The organism is Shinella sp. WSD5-1, assembly GCF_963942435.1.
GTDB lineage: Bacteria > Pseudomonadota > Alphaproteobacteria > Rhizobiales > Rhizobiaceae > Shinella > Shinella yambaruensis.
On the sequence record NZ_OZ012596.1, the window covers coordinates 3,394,838 to 3,411,782 of the forward strand.

The 16,945-nt window shown below is 66.5% G+C and carries 13 protein-coding genes; 7 read left to right on the top strand and 6 right to left on the bottom strand.

The features are described from left to right. Positions 1-125: 125 nt before the first annotated feature. Together AABQ55_RS16715 and AABQ55_RS16720 are read right to left on the bottom strand one after the other, a co-directional pair. A complete protein-coding gene (locus tag AABQ55_RS16715; RefSeq protein WP_272805806.1) occupies positions 126-3,302 on the bottom strand; it encodes an efflux RND transporter permease subunit in 3,177 nt (1,058 codons plus the stop codon). Then, the gene (locus tag AABQ55_RS16720) at positions 3,302-4,474 is read right to left on the bottom strand and encodes an efflux RND transporter periplasmic adaptor subunit (protein WP_272805807.1); all 1,173 of its coding nucleotides are present in this window, start codon (positions 4,472-4,474) and stop codon (positions 3,302-3,304) included. Before AABQ55_RS16720 ends, AABQ55_RS16715 begins: the two co-directional genes overlap by 1 nt. Positions 4,475-4,773: 299 nt before the next feature. Between AABQ55_RS16720 and AABQ55_RS16725 the strand changes: the two genes are divergently transcribed. The 3 genes from AABQ55_RS16725 (at position 4,774) to AABQ55_RS16735 (ending at position 8,612) form a co-directional block, all read left to right on the top strand. Beyond that, positions 4,774-5,595, top strand: a complete 822-nt coding sequence (locus AABQ55_RS16725; RefSeq protein ID WP_272805808.1) for a cyclase family protein — start codon at positions 4,774-4,776, stop codon at positions 5,593-5,595. A gap of 50 nt (positions 5,596-5,645) precedes the next feature. Beyond that, complete coding sequence (locus AABQ55_RS16730; protein ID WP_272805809.1) at positions 5,646-6,059, top strand: carboxymuconolactone decarboxylase family protein; 414 nt, start codon at positions 5,646-5,648, stop codon at positions 6,057-6,059. A gap of 102 nt (positions 6,060-6,161) precedes the next feature. Next, on the top strand, positions 6,162-8,612 hold the full coding sequence (locus AABQ55_RS16735) for an ATP-dependent helicase (protein WP_272805810.1): 2,451 nt from the start codon (positions 6,162-6,164) through the stop codon (positions 8,610-8,612). Positions 8,613-8,815: 203 nt separating this feature from the next. On the opposite strand, the gene AABQ55_RS16740 is transcribed toward AABQ55_RS16735, so the two are convergent. From AABQ55_RS16740 to AABQ55_RS16750, 3 genes are all read right to left on the bottom strand, one after another. Continuing rightward, entirely contained in the window at positions 8,816-9,934 is a 1,119-nt protein-coding gene (locus AABQ55_RS16740; protein ID WP_272805811.1) for a DUF2778 domain-containing protein, read from the bottom strand. 325 nt (positions 9,935-10,259) lie between these two features. Then, on the bottom strand, positions 10,260-11,678 hold the full coding sequence (locus AABQ55_RS16745; protein ID WP_272805812.1) for an amidase: 1,419 nt from the start codon (positions 11,676-11,678) through the stop codon (positions 10,260-10,262). A gap of 63 nt (positions 11,679-11,741) precedes the next feature. After that, the gene (locus AABQ55_RS16750) at positions 11,742-12,233 is read right to left on the bottom strand and encodes an anthrone oxygenase family protein (RefSeq protein ID WP_272807480.1); all 492 of its coding nucleotides are present in this window, start codon (positions 12,231-12,233) and stop codon (positions 11,742-11,744) included. A gap of 181 nt (positions 12,234-12,414) precedes the next feature. Between AABQ55_RS16750 and AABQ55_RS16755 the strand changes: the two genes are divergently transcribed. Continuing rightward, the gene (locus AABQ55_RS16755) at positions 12,415-13,023 is read left to right on the top strand and encodes a TetR/AcrR family transcriptional regulator (RefSeq protein ID WP_272805813.1); all 609 of its coding nucleotides are present in this window, start codon (positions 12,415-12,417) and stop codon (positions 13,021-13,023) included. Between the two features lies 1 nt (position 13,024). Here AABQ55_RS16755 and AABQ55_RS16760 read toward each other — a convergent pair whose 3' ends face one another. Beyond that, entirely contained in the window at positions 13,025-14,140 is a 1,116-nt protein-coding gene (locus AABQ55_RS16760; RefSeq protein ID WP_272805814.1) for a hypothetical protein, read from the bottom strand. Positions 14,141-14,297: 157 nt separating this feature from the next. Between AABQ55_RS16760 and AABQ55_RS16765 the strand changes: the two genes are divergently transcribed. The 3 genes from AABQ55_RS16765 (at position 14,298) to AABQ55_RS16775 (ending at position 16,776) form a co-directional block, all read left to right on the top strand. Then, a complete protein-coding gene (locus AABQ55_RS16765; RefSeq protein ID WP_244766735.1) occupies positions 14,298-15,086 on the top strand; it encodes a DUF1194 domain-containing protein in 789 nt (262 codons plus the stop codon). Between the two features lie 98 nt (positions 15,087-15,184). Continuing rightward, positions 15,185-15,415 carry a hypothetical protein gene (locus tag AABQ55_RS16770; RefSeq protein ID WP_272805815.1) on the top strand — a complete coding sequence of 77 codons (231 nt, stop codon included), beginning with the start codon at positions 15,185-15,187 and terminating at the stop codon, positions 15,413-15,415. 164 nt (positions 15,416-15,579) lie between these two features. Then, positions 15,580-16,776 (top strand): aromatic ring-hydroxylating oxygenase subunit alpha, encoded by a 1,197-nt coding sequence (locus AABQ55_RS16775; protein WP_272805816.1) that lies wholly within the window; start codon positions 15,580-15,582, stop codon positions 16,774-16,776. Positions 16,777-16,945 lie beyond the last annotated feature (169 nt).

Sequence of the window (16,945 nt, forward strand, 5' to 3'; positions counted from 1 at the left end):
GGACGAAGGGATATGCCGCACCGATTTCCCCAACAAATACCCGTTCGTGAGGCAAGTCCCCTCTCCCCGCTTGCGGGGAGAGGGTGAGGGGCAACTCGCCACAGGGCGGATAGCGCCGTGAGGCTTCACTCCGCCGCCTGCGGCAGGACTTCTGCCGGCGGCGGCGACGCCTCGTCCTTGCGCTTGCCGAGCGTCTCGGCATGGGCAAGCTCCGCGGCGAGGCGCTTTTCCTCGTCGGCATGCGGGCTGGTGAAGCCGGCGATGACGAGATAGGCGACGGGCGTCAGGTAGAGCGTGACGACGGTGGCAAGGCCGAGGCCGCCGACCAGCACCCAGCCGAGCGAGATGCGCGCCTCCGCGCCCGCTCCGCTGGCGAGGATCAGCGGCAGCGCGCCGACGACGGTGGCGATCATCGTCATCAGGACCGGGCGCAGGCGGATGTTCGAGGCATCCTCGATGGCGCTGCGGATATCCTGCCCGCGGTCGCGCAGCTGGTTGGCGAACTCGACGATCAGGATGCCGTTCTTCGCCATGATGCCGACGAGCAGCACGAGCCCGATCTGGCTGTAGATGTTCAGCGTCGTTCCCGTCATGATCATCGCGAAGACGGCGCAGGCAAGCCCCAGCGGCACCGTCACCATGATGATGATCGCGCTGACGAAGCTCTCGAACTGCGCGGCGAGCACGAGGAAGATGATGGCGAGCGCGAAGCCGAAGGTGATGAAGAGCCCGTTCGAATTCTCCTGCAGCGTCGCCGCTTCCGCCATGGGCAGCACGCGGGAACCTTCCGGCAGCAGCGGCGCGGCCATCTCCTGAACCAGGGAAAGCGCCTCGCCGAGCGCCAGGCCGTCCTTCAGGCCGGCGGAAAGCGAGACGGCGCGCAGCTGCTGTTCGCGCGAAAGCTGCGGGGCGACGGCCTTCTCCTCCAGCGAGGCGATGGACGACATGGGCACGATCTTGCCGTCGCCGGTCTTCAGGAAGATGTTCTCCAGGTCCATCGGGTCGTTGATCGGCTGCGTCGTCGAGGACAGCTTGACGGGATAGGCCTGCCCCTCGACATAGATGTCGACGACGCTCGTGCCTTCCAGCATGGCCTGCAAGGCCGCGGAGAGACCGGTGATGTCGATGCCGAGATCGGCGGCCCGCTCGCGGTTGACGGTCACGGAAAGCTGCGCCTGGTTGGCCTCGTAGTTCAGCCGCACGTTCTGGAAGCGCCCGCTGTCCTCGATCTGGCGCACGAGCTCGGCGGCCGCATTGCCGAGCTTGGTGTAGTCGTTGCCGACCAGCGCGACCTGCAGGCCGTTGCCGGCGCCGCGGATGCCGAGGCTGTTCGGCTGCATGGCGAAGGCGCGCACCGAGGGCACGGCGCCGACCGCCGCGTTGATGTCCTGCACGATCTGCTGCTGCGTGCGCTCGCGCTCGCCCCAGGGCGCCAGCGTCAGCACCATGAAGCCGCTGTTCGTCGAGCCGCCCTGGCCGGAGATCGAGAAGATGTTGACGATCTCGCCGCTGTCGTAGAGCGGGCGCAGCTTGTTCTCGATCAGCTTCATCTGGTCCTGCGCATATTCCAGCGACACGCCCTGCGGCGCGTTCACGCGCAGCATGACCATGGATCGGTCCTCGCTCGGCGTCAGCTCGGACTTGATGGTGAAGAAGGAGGTGGCGCCCGCCGCGGTGAAGATGAGCGCCACGACGAAGACGATGAAGGGCGCGCCGAGGCAGGCATGCAGCGTCGAGCGGTAGAGGCGCGAGGCCGCGCCGCCGATGCGGGTGAGAAGGCCCGTATGCCCGTGCGTCATGTCCTTGGTCAGCATGCGCGAGGCCAGCATCGGGCACAGCGTCAGCGCCACGAAGGAGGAGAGTAGGATGGCGAAGGCGAGCACGAAGCCGAATTCGCGGAAGAGACGCCCCGCCTGCCCGGGCAGGAAGGAAAGCGGGATGAACACGGCGGCGAGCGTCGCCGTCGTGGCGATGACGGCGAAGAACACCTCCAGCGTGCCGAGGATGGCGGCCGCGCGCGGCTTCAGGCCCTCGGCCCGGCGGCGCACGATGTTTTCGAGGACGACGATCGCATCGTCCACCACGAGACCCGTCGCCAGCACGATCGCAAGCAGCGTGAGGATGTTGACGGAGAAGCCGGCCATGTAGATGGCCGCGATCGTGCCGATCAGCGCGATCGGCATGCTGATCGTCGGGATCAGCGTCGCGCGCCAGTCGAGCAGGAAAAGATAGATGACGAGCGTGACGATCGACACCGCGACGATGAGCGCGATCTCCACTTCGTGGATCGCGCCGTCGATGAAGACGGCGTCGTCGCTGGTGATCTTGATCTCGGTGCCCTCCGGCAGGATGTTGGCGAACTGCGCCACCATCTGCTTCACGCCGGCGGAGATATCGAGCGTGTTGGACTGCGCCTGGCGGATGATGCCAAGGCCGATGCCTTGCCGGCCGTTGGAGCGCAGCGCGGTGGAGCCCTCGTCCGGCCCCAGCGTCACCAGAGAGACGTCGCCGAGACGCACGCGGTTCTTCAGGATCAGGTTTTCGAAGTCGGCAGGCGTTTCCAGATCCGCCGTCGCGCGCACGGTGATGTCCTGGCTCTGGCTCTTCAGCGAGCCGGCGGGCACGTCGAAGGCGGCCGTTGCCAGCGCGTTGCGCAGGTCCGCGACCGTCAGGCCGCGCGCGGCGAGCTTCGACTGGTCGACGTCGACGCGGAAGATCTTCTCCTGGTCGCCATAGACGGCGACATCGGCAACGCCCTCCACGGAGGCGAGCCGGTCGGTGATCTCGTTTTCGGCGAGAAGCGTCAGGTCTTCGAGCGAGAGCGTGTCCGAGGTGAGCGCCAGGCGCATGATCGGCTGGCTGTCCGCATCCGCCTTGACGACGCGCGGTTCGTCGGCCCCGTCGGGGATCTGGTTCGCCACGCGGCCGAGCGCGTCGCGCACGTCGTTGGCCGCCTGGTTGACGTCGGTCGTGTCGGAGAATTGCAGGGTGACGCGGCTGCGGCCGAAGGAAGAGGACGAGGAAATGTCCTTGATGCCCTGGACGCGCGAGACGGCGCCCTCGATCACATCGGTCAGCTCGCGGTCGACGGTTTCCGGCGAGGCACCGTCGAACGTCGTGGAGACGCTGATCACCGGCTGGTCGACGGAGGGCAGCTCGCGGATCTCCACGCCGTTGAAGGCGGCAAGTCCGGCGACGACGATCAGCGTGTTGAGCACGAGGGCGAAGATCGGCCGGCGGATGAAGAGCGCGGTAAAACCCGCCTTGCCGGAAGTATCCAGTCCGCTTGCCCCGCCCGACATTACGAGCCCTCCGACACGGAGGACGTCACCTGGCCGTCCTGCTCGGCCACGGTGCGCACCGCGCCGCCCGGCCTCAGCGTCTGCACGCCTTCGGTGACGATCTGGTCGCCCTCGGCGATCTCGGCCTTCACGAGAACCTTGTCCGGATTGCGCTGCACGATATGGACCGGCACGCGCTCGACCGTCTCGCCCTTCACCCGCCAGACATAGGAGCCGTCGGCGCTCCACAGCACGGAAAGCGGATCGACGCTCGGATAGAGGTCGCCGGCAAAGCGCATGGTCACCTGGAAGGACATGCCCGCGCGCAGGAGGTCCTCGGGATTGTCGATCTGGGCCCGCACGCGAAGCGTCCGGCTCTCCTGGTCGATGCGGTTGTCGATCGCCTGCACTTCGCCGGTGAAGGTTTCGCCCGGCCGCGCGACCGCCGTCGCCGTCACCGCGCCGCCGACACGCACGCTCGTCGCAAACCGCTCCGGCACCCAGAAATCGACGAGGATTTCCGAACGGTCGTCGATGCGGGCGATCGCCGACGAGGTGGTGACGTAATCGCCGGGATTGACGGAGATGATGCCGACGACGCCGCCATAGGGCGCGGTGATGTCGCGGCGGCGCAGCGTCAGCTCCGCGTTCTGCAAGGCGAGTTCCGCAGCCTGCAGCGCCGTCTGGGCGTCCTGCAGCTCGGCGGTGCTCATGGTGGATTTCAGGTTCTCGATGCGCGTCAGCTTCTGCCTAGCGCTGTCGCGCGCCACGCGCGCCTGGTCGGCGGTTATGCGCTGCTCATCGCTGTCGAGGCGGGCGATCACCTGCCCCTGCTCCACCCGGTCGCCGGATTTCACCAGCACTTCCGTGAGGTTCCCGGTGGCATAGGGCGTGACGGTTACCGTGCGGATCGCCTCGCCGTCGCCGATGGCGTTGAGCCGGTCGTTGACGACGGACATGGCCACAGGCTTGGTGGCGACAAGCGCCGGGCCGCCGCCGAAGCCGCCGCGGCGGCCACCTTCGCGGCCGCCCTGCGCCTCGCCTTCGCCGGCCGGCGCGATGGCCGCGACGAGCGTGCCGGGCAGGCCCGTGGCCTCCAGCGTGGCATTTGCCCCGGGCACGAAGCGACCCCAGAGCAAGACCCCGGCCGAAAGGACGCCGAGGCTTATGAGGAGCTGTTTCCAAACCCGCATGCAATCTGTCTCCGAAGGAAGCGAACCGTCACCTGTTGCGGCGCGACATAGGCCAAGTATCCCGCTTTGAAAATGAACGGGCAATGAAAGAATGTGATCATTACCGAAATGTAAGATTGGCAGGCTGCTCTGTTACCGAAATGTAAGAAAAGGCGGAGGAATCTTCCCGTCCCGCCCCTTCCGCGAGCACGCACATGACTGGACGCCTCCTGCGCTTGTGGTAGCTTTTTCCCGGCCCCGGCGGCCAAGCCCTATTTCAGTATTCTTTCATCAACGCATTGAACGACAGGGGGAATTCCATGTGTGACGCCTGCGTCATCGATACCGTCAAGAACCGCATGCTTTCGAGGAGGAGCTTTTTCCGCGCCGCTGCCGCGGGCGCTGCCACGGTCGCGGCCGCAAGCTCCGGGGCGCTCAGCCCGGCGCTCGCCCAGGCGCCGACGAAGGCAACGGACCTCACCCATGAGCTCTACGAGGAATTTCCGACCTTTTTTGGGGAGCAGCAGTTCTGGCGCGAGCAGAAGTTCAATTACAAGGAACACAAGTTCAATCTCTTCGAACTGCGCGTGAACGAGCATACCGGCACCCATCTCGACGCGCCGCTGCATTTCTCCGAGGACGGCAAGTCGGTGGCGGAAATCCCGGTCTCCGATCTCGTGGTGCCGCTCGCCATCATCGACATCCGGGAGAAGGCCGCCGCCAATGCCGATGCGCAGCTGACGCCGGACGACATCAAGGCCTGGATCGCGGCCAACGGCGAGCTGCCGGAAAAGGCCTGCGTCGCGCTGCTTTCCGGCTGGGACAAGCATCTCGGCACCGACAAGTTCCGCAATGCCGATGGCGAGGGAAAGATGCACTTCCCCGGCTTCCATGTCGAAGCGGTGCAGTATCTCGCGGAAAATTCGAGCGCGGTCGGCATCGCCGTCGATACGCTCTCGCTCGACTACGGCATCTCGCCGGATTTCGCGACGCACTATTCCTGGCTCGCCTCGGGCCACTGGGGGCTTGAGGCGGCCGCCAATCTGGGAGAGCTTCCGGCCAGGGGCGCGACCCTCATCGTCGGCGCGCCCAAGGTGCGCGGCGGCACGGGCGGCCCGACCCGCGCCATCGCGCTGGCCTGATCCCCATCCGGCCGGCGGTTCCGCCGCCGGCCCATTCCCCCGGAGGAACCATGAGCACCGTCAAGCCCGCCGACGATATGGAAGCCGACCCGCGCGTCAAGGCGGTGTTCGACGACATCCGCGCCACCCGCAAATCGGACTTCGTCAACAATATGTGGCGCTACCTCGCCTTCGACCCGGCGCTGCTGGAGCGCACCTGGGCGGAGGTGAAGGCCGTCATGGCGACGCCCTCGGCGCTCGATCCGCTGGTCAAGGAAATGCTCTACATCGCCGTCTCGGTGACGAACGGCTGCAGCTACTGCGTCCATTCCCACACCGCCGCCGCGAAAGCCAAGGGCATGACGGATGCGCACTATGCCGAGCTGCTGTCCATCGTCTCGCTCGCCGGCAAGACGAACCAGCTCGCCACCGCCCTGCAGGTGCCCGTGGACGACGTCTTCGACGCCGACCGCGCAAGGGCCTGAAGGCCGCCGCTTTCCACAATCCTGCGGCCATTCTTCTTCCCCGCGGAATAAAAGCAGAACGGAAAACTGGCCTTTCGGGACCGAATCACTACATTGAGCCGCATGATCAGCGGTTACGACGACATTCCCTTCTTCGACGAGGACCCGCAGCTGGCCGGCAAGCCTCCGGCCAAGCCCGCCGGCGGCATCGCCGCGCGCGCCATGGCGGCGCGCGATGCGCACCGGGCGCCGGATTATCTCTCCGGCCTCAACCCCGAGCAGCGCGAGGCCGTGGAAACGCTCGACGGCCCCGTGCTGGTGCTCGCCGGCGCCGGCACCGGCAAGACGCGCGTGCTCACCACCCGCATCGCCCATATCCTCGCCACCGGCCGCGCCTTCCCCAGCCAGATGCTGGCCGTGACCTTCACCAACAAGGCGGCACGCGAGATGAAGGAGCGCATCGGCCTCCTCGTCGGCGGCGCCGTCGAGGGCATGCCCTGGCTCGGCACCTTCCACTCGATCGGCGTCAAGCTGCTGCGCCGCCATGCCGAACTCGTCGGCCTCCGGTCGGATTTCTCCATTCTCGATACCGACGACGTTGTGCGGCTGATCAAGCAGATCATCCAGGCAGAAGGCATCGACGACAAGCGCTGGCCGGCAAAACAGTTCGCCGGCATGATCGACACCTGGAAGAACAAGGGCCTCGACCCGGCGCAGATCCCCGAGGGCGACGCACGTGCCTTCGCCAACGGCAAGGGCCGCGAACTCTACGTCGCCTACCAGAACCGCCTGAAGACGCTGAACGCCTGCGACTTCGGCGACCTCCTGCTGCACCCGATCCGCCTGTTTCGCGCCAATCCGGATGTTTTGGCCGAATACCACCAGAAATTCCGCTACATCCTCGTTGACGAGTACCAGGACACCAACACCGCGCAGTACATGTGGCTGCGCCTGCTCGCCCAGCGGCCGAAGGGCACGCCGCAGAACGTCTGCTGCGTCGGCGACGACGACCAGTCGATCTACGGCTGGCGCGGCGCGGAGGTGGACAACATCCTGCGCTTCGAGAAGGATTTCCCGGGCGCGAAGGTCATCAAGCTGGAGCGCAACTACCGCTCCACCGCCCATATCCTCGGCGCCGCCGGCCATCTCATCGCCCACAACGAGGATCGCCTCGGCAAGACGCTCTTCACCGACCGGCGCGATCCCGACGACGACAAGGTCGTCGTGCACGCCGCCTGGGATTCGGAGGAAGAGGCCCGCGCCGTCGGCGAGGAGATCGAACAGCTCCAGCGCAAGGAGCATAAGCTGAACGACATGGCGATCCTCGTGCGCGCCTCCTTCCAGATGCGCGAATTCGAAGACCGTTTCGTCACGCTCGGCCTCAACTACCGCGTCATCGGCGGCCCGCGCTTCTACGAGCGGCTGGAGATCCGCGACGCGCTCGCCTATTTCCGCCTGGTCAGCCAGCCGGCCGACGACCTCGCCTTCGAGCGCATCGTCAACACGCCGAAGCGCGGCCTCGGCGATACGACGATCCGCAACCTGCACGACTATGCGCGCGCCCGCGACATCCCCATGCTCGCCGCCGCCGCCGATATCATCGAGACGGACGAGCTGAAGCCGAAGGCGCGCAAGGCCCTCTTCGACGTCGTCACCGATTTCCGCCGCTGGCAGTCGCTGCTGGAGACCATGCCGCACACCGAGCTTGCCGAGCAGATCCTCGACGAGAGCGGCTACACCGCCATGTGGCAGGCCGACAAGTCGGCCGAGGCGCCGGGCCGCCTCGAAAACCTCAAGGAACTCATCCGCTCGATGGAGGCCTTCGAATCGATGCGCGGCTTCCTCGAACATGTCTCGCTCGTCATGGATGCCGAGCAGAACGAGAACCTCGACGCCGTCTCGATCATGACGCTGCACTCGGCCAAGGGCCTCGAATTCGAGACCGTCTTCCTGCCCGGCTGGGAGGAAGGCCTCTTCCCGCACCAGCGCTCGCTCGACGAGGGCGGCCGCTCGGGGCTGGAGGAGGAACGCCGCCTCGCCTATGTCGGCATCACGCGGGCCAAGCGCCGCTGCCACATCTGGTTCGTCTCGAACCGCCGCATCCACGGTCTCTGGCAGACGACCCTGCCCTCGCGGTTCCTGGACGAACTGCCGGAAGCCCATGTCGAGGTGGCCGAGGTCGAGCAGTCCTATGGCGGTTACGGCCGCGGCGGCTACGGCCAGTCGCGCTTCGACAAGCAGGAGCCTTTCCAGAACGCCTATTCGACGCCCGGCTGGCGGCGTGCCCAGGCGAACCGCACCGATGCGACGCGCGACAACTGGGGCTCACGCTCCGGCCATGCGGTCGAGCGCATCGGCTATGGCGAGAGCGGGCCGCGCGCGCGCACCATCGACGGCGAGCTCGTGGCGAAATCGACCGTGAGCGAGCCGTCGAAATTTGCGATCGGCGACCGCGTCTTCCACATGAAATTCGGCAACGGCAACGTGGCGGCGATCGAGGGCAACAAGCTGACGATCGATTTCGACCGCGCGGGCCAAAAGCGCGTGCTGGACGGCTTCGTCGAAAGGGCCTGAGCCGGCTTGATCTTTACCGCTGTTCCCCCCTCTGCCCTGCCGGGCATCTCCCCCTCAAGGGGGGAGATCGGCAAGAGGCGAAAATCTTGCTCAATCGGCAACGACAAAGAGAGAAGCGAAACGCTGCTCCACCCAATCTCCCCCCTTGAGGGGGAGATGCCCGGCAGGGCAGAGGGGGGTGCCACCGCCTCCCATGAGAGCAATCAGGCGCCGGCCTTGCGATAGAGCGCGGCGAGCTGCATGCGGGAGGACGGCAGTTCCGGCACCACGACCAGCATGGTCACATGGCCGCGCTTGAAGGCGTTGAGGAACGGCTCGTAGTTCTGGAAGGCGACGCAGCCATGCGAGCCCTTCTGGCCGCGCAGCAGGTTGGTGTGCGTCAGAAGACCCGTGCGGTTCTTCGGATCGCGACCGTCGATCGACGTCATGCGGATCGCCTCGACGCCGTGGAAGCGCCGCTCGCGCATCTTCAGGCGATAGATGCCGGCCGGCGTCGGCCCGTTCATCTTGACATGCTCATAACGCGGATTGTCGCGCATCTTGCCGATGCCGGAATGGGCACGCAGCTTCGTGCCGTCGGGCATGTAGACCGTCGCGTTGGAGACATCGTAGATCGCGACCTTCGTGCCGCGGCCCGGCCAGCCGGTGCCGCTGCCGCCCTTGCTCTTGAAGAGGTCGCCGAACAGCGAGCGCTCGGGCTTGACGAGGGCGACGTCTTCCTTGTCCCTGGTCTTCGCATCCTCGCGCCTGGTGCGCGCGACGGGCTTTTCCTCCACCGCCGGCTTTTCGATGGTGACCGTCTCCAGCGCGGGCTTTGCCTCCGGCAGCGGGATCTGGCCGAGGAGGTTTTCCTCCTCCGCCTCCGGCTTCTGCATGACGAGGCCGAAGGGCTGGATGTCCTTGCGGGCGGAAACGTCCTCGACGAGCGCCGTCACCATGGCCGGCTGGCCGGTGATCCGCTTTTCGTCTTCCACGGAACGCTCGGCGCGGGCGATGGCTGCCTCGATCATCGCCGCCTTCGCCTTCTCCCGCTTGACGGCGGCGGCGAGCTGAATGGAAATCCGGCGCTGATGAGCGACCTGGATGGCCTCCGCGGTCAATTGCTTCTGGCGCAGCTCGCTTTCCGACGGCGACGAGAGCCGCGAAAACTTCGCGACCTTCACCATGCGCTCGGTGTGGTTCTTCTCCGTTGAAACGGGTTTGCCGTGAAGGGAAGCGGCGATTGTCTTCTTGCCCTCGGAAAGCAGGGAAGCCGCATCCTGCATTGCGCCGAGCGTCGAGACGACAGCCCAGGCGGAACCGGCGATGACGCCGCAAGCCAAGAACGTGCTGAGAAGGATACCCCCCCGGCGGGATTTCGACGCGGAACGCGCGGAACTGTATACAGACGCCATAATACTCGTTACCCGATACTCGTTACTCGACGCGGCCGCGGAAAACACGCTCCGGAAGCCGTTACGCTTGCGGCAGGCGGCGGGATCACGCGTCCCGGGCTTCTGCCGAACGAGCAAAGAATGGCGAAATATGGTAAGCAATTCCTAAACGGCGCCTCGCGTTTTTGAAGGAGTCTGCCGGACGGTCCTCAACATCCGGCAAAGCTGCCTTTCACGAGAATGCGGCGCGGGCGTGTCGAAAGTCCGCGTATCCCTAGAACTGGGGATGCCGGGAAAGCCAGTCGGTGGCCGCCTCGTAGCGCGCGGCGGCGGCCAGCACGTCGCGGTCGGCCCGCGGGCGGCCGATGATCTGGATGCCGGCGGGCAATCCGTTCGCGCCGAAACCGGCCGGCATGGCGGCGACGGGAAGGCCGGCCAGCGTCGGGCCGATGACCACCTCCATCCAGCGATGATAGGTATCCATCGCCCGCCCCGCGATCGCCTTCGGCCAGTCGAGCCCGGCTTCGAAGGGGAAGACCTGGGCGGAGGGCAGGATCAGGAAATCGTAGGTCTCGAACAGGCCCATGACATGGCGCAGCCAGTCGCTGCGGCCGAGCGAGGCGGCATAGACCTCCGCCGCCGAGAGGTTCCGGCCGTTCTCGATTTCCCAGATCATCTCCGGCTTCATGCGCGCGCGCCGGTCCGGATCGGCGTAGTCGGCCGCCTGGCCGTTGGCGACGAGGAAGTGGCGCAGCGTGCGCCAGGTCTGCCAGAGCCGCGCCATGTCGAAGCCCGGCGGCACCTCCTCCACGCGGCATCCAAGCCGCCGGAAGACGTCGAGCGAGGCGCCGCAAAGCTCCAGCACGCCGGGCTCGAAGGGAAGGTAGCCACCGAAATCGCCGAGCCAGCCGATGCGGGCGCCGGAGAGATCGTGGTCGGCATCGAACGCGAGGCCATCGTCGGGAAGCGACAGCGGGTCGCGCGGATCGTGGCCGGATTGCGTCGCCAGGAGGGCAGCGGCATCGGCGACGCTGCGCCCCATCGAGCCGTTGACCGCGAGCTGGCCGAGGAAGAGCTCGGTGTTGAGCGAGGGCACCCGGCCGAAGGACGGGCGGAAGCCGACGACATTGTTGAAACCGGCGGGATTGCGCAGCGAGCCCATCATGTCGCTGCCGTCGGCGACCGGCAGCAGCCGGGCCGCCAGCCCCGCCGCCGCGCCGCCCGAGGAGCCGCCGGCACTCCTGCCGGTATCGTAGGGATTGCGCGTGACGCCGAAGACCGGATTGTAGGTGTGCGAGCCGAGGCCCATTTCCGGCGCATTGGTCTTGCCGATGACGATGGCGCCGGCCGCCCGGATGCGCTCGACATGGATGTCGTCGTAGTCGGGCACGAAATCCGCATAGTTGGCCGAACCGAACGAGCAGAGGATGCCCTTCGCCTCGGAAAGGTCCTTCACCGCGAAAGGCATGCCGTGCAGCCAGCCGTGACGGTCCCCCGCCGCAAGCGCCCGGTCCGCCGCCTCCGCCTCGGCCAGCAGCACATCGGCCGGGCGCAGGCTGACAAGAGCGTTGAGGCGCGGGTTGATCGCCTCGATGCGGGAAAGATAGGCCGCCATGACGCTGCGGCAGTCGAGCCGACGCTCGGCGATGGCGGCGGAAAGGGCAAGGGCGGAAAGGTCGGTGATGTCCTGCAAGGTCGGCTCCGGCATTCGTCTGGAACAGAGCTAGCAGGCGGAAGGAAGGAGCGCCAGCCGGTCCTAGCCGGGCGGGACGCCCTGACGGAAGGCGAGCGCGAAGAAACCGACAGCGGCGAGCGAGCCGACCGTGCGCACGTGGTTCCACATCGTCCAGACGCCGAGATAGCGCTGCCAGAGGGCCGCCTGTTCAGGGCTGCCGGCGGGTGCGGCGGCGAGCGCCTCGTTGAGCGGCACGTTGAAGACGATCGTCACGCCGATGACGGCGAGGAGGAAGACGACGCCACCCGCCGCAGCCAGCAGGCCGCCGGCTCCGCCCTGCAGGAAACCGAGGACCGCCAGCACCAGCGACAGCAACGCCCCGCCGAAGAAGGCCGAGAAGAACCAGGGGTTCTGGATGACGGCATTGATGGCGTTCATCGCCGCTGCCCCTTCGGCCGGCGAAAGGCGGGCGAAGGCCGCCATGATGCAGACCGAGAAGATGAAGAACAGCCCGGCATTCAGCGCCGCGGCGAGAATGGAAAGGAAGGTCAGGATGGGAAAGGCGCTTGCCATGGTCGGGTCCTCCAGAAGCCGTTTCGTCCGCATCACGGGCGCGCTCGAAAAAATCGCGTGGCGGTCGGCCGGCCCCGCGCGCGGCATCGCCGCCCAAAAATATGAGCAATCCTCATATTTGCAAAATGTGAGAAATCCTCGTATTTGTCAAGACCAATCGAAAGTCCTCTCGGAAAGACCGATGGCCGAACCGCAGACCCGCCGCGCACCGACCCAGAAACGCAGCCGCGAACGGGTGGACGCCATCCTCGCCAATGCGACGGACATGATCGCGCAGGCGGGCAGCGACGCCCTGCGCATGAGCGAGCTCGCCCAGCGCACGGGCATCTCGATCGGCTCGCTCTACCAGTATTTTCCCGACAAGAGCGCCGTGGTGCACGCCCTTGCCGAACGCTGCAATGCGGAAAGCCGCGCCTGCATCGCCGAAGGCCTTGCCGCCGTCGGCAGCATGGAGGCGCTTGCCGACGCCTTCGGCAGCCTGATCGACACCTATTACGCGATCTTCCTCGCCGAACCGGTCATCCGCGACATCTGGTCCGCCGTGCAGGCGGACGGGGCGCTGCGGGCCATGGAGGTGGAGGAGAGCCGCCGCAACGGCGCCCTGCTCGCCGCCCGGCTGCGGATGCTGCGCCCCACGGCCGATGCCGCCCGGATCGAGGCGACCGCCCTCCTCGTCATGCATCTCGGCGAGGCGACGATGCGCCTTGCCGTCTCGGTCGACCGGGCGGAAGGCGACAGGCTGGTCGCGGCCTACAAGCGCATGGCGATCCGGGAGCTGACGGCCCTGTAGCCTATCGGGCGCGCCGCGCCTCCAGCACCTCGGCCGCCTCCAGCAGCGTGGCGAAGAGATAGGCGATCTTGTCGCTGCGCGTATCGCCGTACCAGATCTGCGGCACCATCACGCGGAAGCGCGTTTGGAGCAGATCGGCCAGCGCCTCGGTGTCGCCCATCCACTCCAGCATGTCGGCATAGAGGTTCATCACGCTCGGCGCGGGAAAGCGCGACAGGAGGTCCTCGAAGCCCTGTTTCGCCATGTCAGGATCGCAGAGCGTATCGGCAAGCGCGTGGTCGCCGACATCGGTGTTGGCCTGCTGGATCAGCGCGTAGAAGCCGAGGCCGAAACGATCCTGCGTCAGCGCCGCCGCCCGGCGGGCGAAGTTTTCGAGGTCCTGCGCATCGCGCCCCAGCCAGCGCGGCATGATCATGCGGGCATGCGATCGGCAGATGTCGATATTGTAGCGATCGAGCTGCCAAGCCTGTTCGAAGCGCGCCGTGAATGTCTCGAAATCGCCGTCATTGGCCGAGCGGCGGTAGTCGCTCATCCGCCAGCTGAAATTGTCCGGGTCGGCCTGGCTGTCGAGCACGGCGTCCGCCGTCTCCAGCAGCGCCTCGCAGCTCTGCCGCTGCTCCGCCTGGACGAGGTGCCCATAGGCGGTGCCGCGCTGCACGAAGGCCGCCACGCGCAGCGCATCGGCATAGGTCGCGGCGGAAAAGGCCGACGGGCTGCGTTGGAAGAAGGCCCGGAAAGGCTCCAGCATGGCGACATGCGCCGGCGCCTCGTCTTCCGGCAGTTCCAGGAACGGTTCGACGAACCATTCCTTCACCAGCGAATAGAGCGGCCGGCCGCTTTCCGTGATGACGCTGCTCGCCCGCGCCGCCTCGAAAGCCCGCTGGTAGGCCTCGAAATCGCCGTTGCGCCAGGCGGCGCGCATGGCGTCGCGCTGCGGCACGAGGGCCGGTATCTCGTCGTGGAGATCGACGAGATAGAGGTCGTAGTCGCGCACCAGCCGCTCTTCCGGGGACAGCAGTTCCTGCGGCGCGGCGCTCGCCCGACCGAGCATCCTGGTGCGCAGAGCGGCAAGAATATCCTTGAAAACCATGTCGATCCGCTTTCTCAGCCCCGGCATGCCTGCATTCCGCCCGCATGCGGCGGGAACCAGCGGAAGACGGTTGCAGCCCGGCGGCTATTCGCCTGTCATCACCGATTTTTGAAGAGCGCATGCCCTTTCCCTCCGCCGGTCGTGATACATTTCCAAACCCCGGATGCACGGATAGGTGACGGCCATGCTGACAACGCTTGCCTTGCTGATGAGCCTGATGCCCGGCGCGGAACTCGCCGCCGCGGACCAGGAGGTGGATGTGGAGCTGGTGCTGGCGGTCGACGTCTCCGGCTCCATGGACCTCGAGGAGGCGCAGGTGCAGCGCGCCGGCTACGTCGATGCCCTGCGCCACCCCGACTTCATCAATGCCGTGCGCGACGGGCTGACCGGCCGCATCGCCATCAGCTATTTCGAATGGGCCGGCACGATCCGCGACAATTCCCTGGTGCCCTGGCAGATCATCTCCGGCCCGGAGGACGCCGACGCCTTCGCCGCCCAGCTCGAAGCCCGCCCGATCGCCACGCGCCGCGGCACGTCGATCTCCGGCGCCATCGCCTATGGCGCGCAACTGTTCGATGCCAACGGCTATACCGGCCTGCGCCGCGTCATCGATGTTTCCGGCGACGGCCCGAACAATTTCGGACCGCCGGTGACGCCGGCGCGCGACGCGGCGACCGCGCTCGGCATCATCATCAACGGTCTTGCCATCATGATCCGCCCCTCCGCCGCCTACGGCTCGCTCGACAACTACTATGCCAACTGCGTCATCGGCGGCCCCGGCGCCTTCGTGCTGCCGGTGCAGGAGCCGGAGGATTTCGCCATCGCCATCCGCCGCAAGCTGATCCTCGAAGTCAGCGGCGCCGAGCCGCCCGCCCGCATCATTCCGGCCGCCGGAGAACCGGCCGATTGCCTGATCGGCGAAAAGCTGAGGCCCAGCTACATGGAGCGCTTCTACCCGGAACTCGACCGCTGAGCCCTGTTCCACCCGAAACAGCGCCGCCCGGTCCCCCATGCGACAGTCACCCTACTGGATGAATGGTTCGTCCATTGACTGGTAGAGAGGAGACTGAAATGCGCAAGTTCATCATGTCCGCCGTTGTCGCGACCGTCGCAGCGGTGTCCTTCGCCGCCCCCTCGCAGGCCGGCGGCTTCTACATCGGCTTCGGCCATGGCTGGGGCGGCTATCACCACGGCTATGTCAGCCACTACCATGGCCATCACCGCCATTGCTTCTGGAAGAAGATCAAGCGCTACAACAAGTGGGGACACGTCGTCTACAAGCGCGTGAAGGTCTGCCGTTAAACACCAGCACCGGCGCGGTTTTCCGCGCAGAATCCGCCCTGCCCCGGCCGCCTCGCGGCCGGGATTTTGCCGTTACGAAAACATACAGCGTTCGCAACCTATTCCTTTTGAACGGAAATCGTGCTTATATTGAATGAACGTTCAGCAAAATACAGGGGAGCGACATGAACGAGATGATCCGCGATATCAGCGTTCCGAACGACTGGGACAGGAGCGGACTTCCCGGCTGGTGTTATCACAGCCCCGCCCTCCTCGAACTGGAGAAGCAGCATGTCTTCCGCGAGCACTGGCAGATCGCCTGCCACGTCTCCGACATTCCCGAGCCCGGCAACTACCTCGCCATGGACGTCGTCGGCGAGCGCGCGCTGATCCTGCGCGGGCAGGACGGCGCGGTGCGCGCCTTCCACAACATCTGCCGCCATCGCGGCTCGCGCCTCGTCGCCGACGAGAAGGGCAGCTGCCGCAACGCGCTGGTCTGTCCCTTCCACGGCTGGGTCTACAATCTCGACGGCACGCTGCGCGGCGCCGCGCGCCCCCGCAGCTTCCCGCCGCTCGACAAGAACGAATTCGCGCTGAAGGGGCTGGAATGCGAGGTCTGGCAGGGCTTCGTCTTCATTCGCTTCGCGCCCGGCCCGCAGCCTTCCGTCGCTGACCTGATGAAGCCCTTCGAGGAAGAACTGGCGCATTACCGGACGGAAGAGATGGTGCCGACCGGCGATATCTGGACCCAGGAGACGCCGGTCAACTGGAAGTCCGTGCGCGACGTCGACAACGAGGGCTACCACGTCGCCATGGCGCATCCCGCCCTGCAGGACCTCTACGGCTCGACCTATTACGACGAACCCTTCGTCGACGGCCTCTGCCGCTCCTTCGCCACCTACAACCCGCATGCCGGCCGGCGCTGGAGCGTGCGCAACTATGTGAAGATCTCGCCGGAAAACCATGCGCTGCCCGAGCGGCTGCGCAAGGCTTGGATCTATTTCGGCCTGTTCCCGAACGCCGTCATCGCCGTCACGCCGGAGACCGTGCAGTTCTACCAGGAATTCCCGCTCGGCGTCGGCCGGACGCTGCTGCGCGGCGGCATCTACCGTTACCGAGAGGAGGAGCGCGCCCATCGCCTCGCCCGCTACCTCGCCTTGCGCATCGACCGCGACACCCAGGCCGAGGACGTGCAGCTCACCGTCTGGTCGAACGAGGCGATGACCTCCAACGCCTTCGCCGGCTTCTACCTCTCCGACCTCGAATACGGCGTGCGCACCCATCACGACCACCTGCGCCGCGTGCTGCCGGTGGTGACGCTGAAGGAGGCGCCGGAGGAGAAAGCGATGGCGGAGGCCAATGCCGGGCTACGGCAAGGCTAGGCTAGGCTTCTCCGATAGGCCGTGGGTGCCGCGTGGGTCCTCGGGTCAAGCCCGAGGATGACGATAGGAGAGAAGCACGGCGGGCAAAAGCGACATGGCCGCATGCCGCACCGCTTGACAGGTGGGAGCCTCCTCCTCCCCACCGTCATCCTCGGGCTTGACCCGAGGA

Coding starts and splice junctions, on each gene's coding strand:
- AABQ55_RS16715 (WP_272805806.1), bottom strand. CDS start 3,302: ATGTCGGGCGGGGCAAGCGGACTGGATACTTCCGGCAAGGCGGGTTTT.
- AABQ55_RS16720 (WP_272805807.1), bottom strand. CDS start 4,474: ATGCGGGTTTGGAAACAGCTCCTCATAAGCCTCGGCGTCCTTTCGGCC.
- AABQ55_RS16725 (WP_272805808.1), top strand. CDS start 4,774: ATGTGTGACGCCTGCGTCATCGATACCGTCAAGAACCGCATGCTTTCG.
- AABQ55_RS16730 (WP_272805809.1), top strand. CDS start 5,646: ATGAGCACCGTCAAGCCCGCCGACGATATGGAAGCCGACCCGCGCGTC.
- AABQ55_RS16735 (WP_272805810.1), top strand. CDS start 6,162: ATGATCAGCGGTTACGACGACATTCCCTTCTTCGACGAGGACCCGCAG.
- AABQ55_RS16750 (WP_272807480.1), bottom strand. CDS start 12,233: ATGGCAAGCGCCTTTCCCATCCTGACCTTCCTTTCCATTCTCGCCGCG.
- AABQ55_RS16755 (WP_272805813.1), top strand. CDS start 12,415: ATGGCCGAACCGCAGACCCGCCGCGCACCGACCCAGAAACGCAGCCGC.
- AABQ55_RS16760 (WP_272805814.1), bottom strand. CDS start 14,140: ATGCCGGGGCTGAGAAAGCGGATCGACATGGTTTTCAAGGATATTCTT.
- AABQ55_RS16765 (WP_244766735.1), top strand. CDS start 14,298: ATGCTGACAACGCTTGCCTTGCTGATGAGCCTGATGCCCGGCGCGGAA.
- AABQ55_RS16770 (WP_272805815.1), top strand. CDS start 15,185: ATGCGCAAGTTCATCATGTCCGCCGTTGTCGCGACCGTCGCAGCGGTG.
- AABQ55_RS16775 (WP_272805816.1), top strand. CDS start 15,580: ATGAACGAGATGATCCGCGATATCAGCGTTCCGAACGACTGGGACAGG.